We start from the raw sequence: 2,624 nt of genomic DNA, 5'->3' as shown, positions 1-2,624 counted from the left end.
AGTGGGGGAGTAGTAAAAAAAGTAATAACTAAGATTAAATTGACTCAGATTGGCAAAAAATTTATTATATCTGTATTAATTACTTAATTAATGGCTAAAATGTCGCCTAAGTATAGCATTACTTTTGCTAATTGGTATTATCTACTCCCTAAAATTTGATAAAAGGACTATCAAAAATTGATTTTTTCGTCCACTTGACAGGGATGAAAAGTAAAAGTTAGTATATTTACAGTTAGAAACCTTGATAAATAAATAGTAATAAGTTTTTTGTCATTTCTTGTTTGTTGAGAGTGGCTAAAGGGTCGTTTTTCATCTTTGCATGATCCCCTATCGACGGGGGTCTGTAAATCGCTGAAACCCTGATTCTTTCGTTGACCCCCGTCGTTAGCGTAGCTCCTCCGCAGGAGGCTGCCATGCCAGCAGCGGGTTTGAACCTCGTCATTTTGGTAAAATTAGCCTTGTTGATTTTTTTATCAAAGGGGCGCGTCGATTTGGGTATCTGAAACCCTTGCTATGTCTGGGTTCTAGATCGTAGCTCTTTCCAAACCCTAATCCCTATTTAGGGATTGAAACAACTGTCTTGGTTGTTCCGTCAGGTTGTTCGACTTCCTTTCCAAACCCTAATCCCTATTTAGGGATTGAAACTCTTTATAGTATCTTACTATTAAATTGCAAATAGGATGCTTTCCAAACCCTAATCCCTATTTAGGGATTGAAACAGCCTGGGGTAGGTTCCCCACGGCGACGGTAAGCCCAACTTTCCAAACCCTAATCCCTATTTAGGGATTGAAACCTTCTGCTTTAGAAGCTTGCTCTTGGATACACTCAGCTTTCCAAACCCTAATCCCTATTTAGGGATTGAAACAGTATTCGAAGACGTAGCGAACATCGTGTTCGCCAACTACCTCTTTCCAAACCCNTATTTAGGGATTGAAACCGGTTTTTGATGTTAACCCAATATTTTTTATATTGGGTTAGCTTTCCAAACCCTAATCCCTATTTAGGGATTGAAACAATAAGGCAAGATAATAAAGTCCAAATAAAAAGCGTTAGCTTTCCAAACCCTAATCCCTATTTAGGGATTGAAACATGATATCCATCCTTCTATCTCTTATTATCAGCCTCTTTCTATAGATTGATGTTTTATTCATCTGTTGGACAATAGTTAATTGCCTCAAACCCTTTACAGGTAAAAGTTTCAGCCTTTTTTTTTACATTGATGTTTTATTCATCTGTTGGACAATAGTTAATTGCCTCAAACCCTTTACAGGTAAAAGTTTCACCCTGTTTTATATCAAAGATTGATGTTAATTTCATCTACACGACTTATGCAAAGGCTCTATATATAGTGGCTTGTGCGTTACGCTAGCGCTAACACACCCTACCAATAGCGTTCATGCGTAAGTCCTAATCTATTAATTCTTTTAACTGAACACTATTGCAAAATATGCTCGCTTATCACCCAATCTCTCCATCACCCAATCACCCCATCACCCCATCAGCAAAATTCAACGCACATAAGAAGCACCATTAATATCAATAGTTGCTCCTGTGGTATGAGGTGCTAAACCAGAAGCTAAAAAAGCTACTACATTAGCAACATCTTCTGGTGTTGCCAACTTACCCAAAGGAATATCACGAGTAGCAAATTCTTCCCCTACTTCTTCCAAATAACTTTCTACTCTCTCAGTGCGAACAAACCCAGGGGCAACCGCATAAGCTAAAATATTATCCTTGGCAAAACCACGAGCAATAGTACGAGTCAGAGAAATAACACCNCCCATCACCCCATCAGCAAAATTCAACGCACATAAGAAGCACCATTAATATCAATAGTTGCTCCTGTGGTATGAGGGTGCTAAACCAGAAGCTAAAAAAGCTACTACATTAGCAACATCTTCTGGTGTTGCCAACTTACCCAAAGGAATATCACGAGTAGCAAATTCTTCCCCTACTTCTTCCAAATAACTTTCTACTCTCTCAGTGCGAACAAACCCAGGGGCAACCGCATAAGCTAAAATATTATCCTTGGCAAAACCACGAGCAATAGTACGAGTCAGAGAAATAACACCACCTTTGCTAGCAGCATAATGAATATGTTCGGAGTCATCTCCCCGAAAAGCAGCACGACTGGCAATATTAATAATAGTACCACCGTTACGAGTCTGAAAATGACGAATTGCTTCTCGACATAGATCGGCAACTGCGACTAAATTTACTTGCAAAGTTTGTTGCCAAGCATTATTCCAAACATCTATTTCATCATCTACACTAGCACCGATAAAAACACCAGCATTATTCACCAAAATATCAATATGATTTTTCCAGGCGATCGCCTCTTGCCACAATTTCACAGCAGCATTTTTCTCAGCTAAGTCTACTTTTAATAAATAACATTTATCTTGACCAATTTTTTCAGCTATACCTTTTGCTGCTTCCTGTTTATGATAGTAATGTAAAATAACATTAGCTCCAGCTTTTGCCAGAGTTTGTACTGTAGCAGCACCAATACCACTAGATGCACCTGTAATTAAAATAACTTTTCCACTTAAATTTATCATTTTTTTTCTTTAGGGAGTAGGGAGTAGGGAGTAGGGGAGTAGGGGAGTGAGGGAGTAGGGGAG

2 protein-coding genes and 1 CRISPR repeat array are annotated in these 2,624 nt (G+C 38.7%); both genes read right to left on the bottom strand.

Annotated elements, in window-relative coordinates; all coding sequences use genetic code 11:
- Positions 1-537: 537 nt before the first annotated feature.
- Positions 538-865: direct repeats of the CRISPR family, unit length 36 nt; unit sequence CTTTCCAAACCCTAATCCCTATTTAGGGATTGAAAC.
- Between the two features lie 643 nt (positions 866-1,508).
- A complete protein-coding gene (locus AFK68_RS02535; protein ID WP_256386465.1) occupies positions 1,509-1,772 on the bottom strand; it encodes an SDR family NAD(P)-dependent oxidoreductase in 264 nt (87 codons plus the stop codon).
- 57 nt (positions 1,773-1,829) lie between these two features.
- Positions 1,830-2,561, bottom strand: coding sequence for an SDR family NAD(P)-dependent oxidoreductase (locus AFK68_RS02530; protein ID WP_246843952.1), 732 nt, complete (start codon positions 2,559-2,561; stop codon positions 1,830-1,832).
- Between the last annotated feature and the right edge of the window lie 63 nt (positions 2,562-2,624).

This window comes from Hydrocoleum sp. CS-953 (assembly GCF_002260545.1).
In the GTDB taxonomy this organism is placed as follows: domain Bacteria; phylum Cyanobacteriota; class Cyanobacteriia; order Cyanobacteriales; family Microcoleaceae; genus Trichodesmium.
Note: the sequence above shows the minus strand (reverse complement) of the source record. Positions and strands in the feature narration are given on the sequence as shown.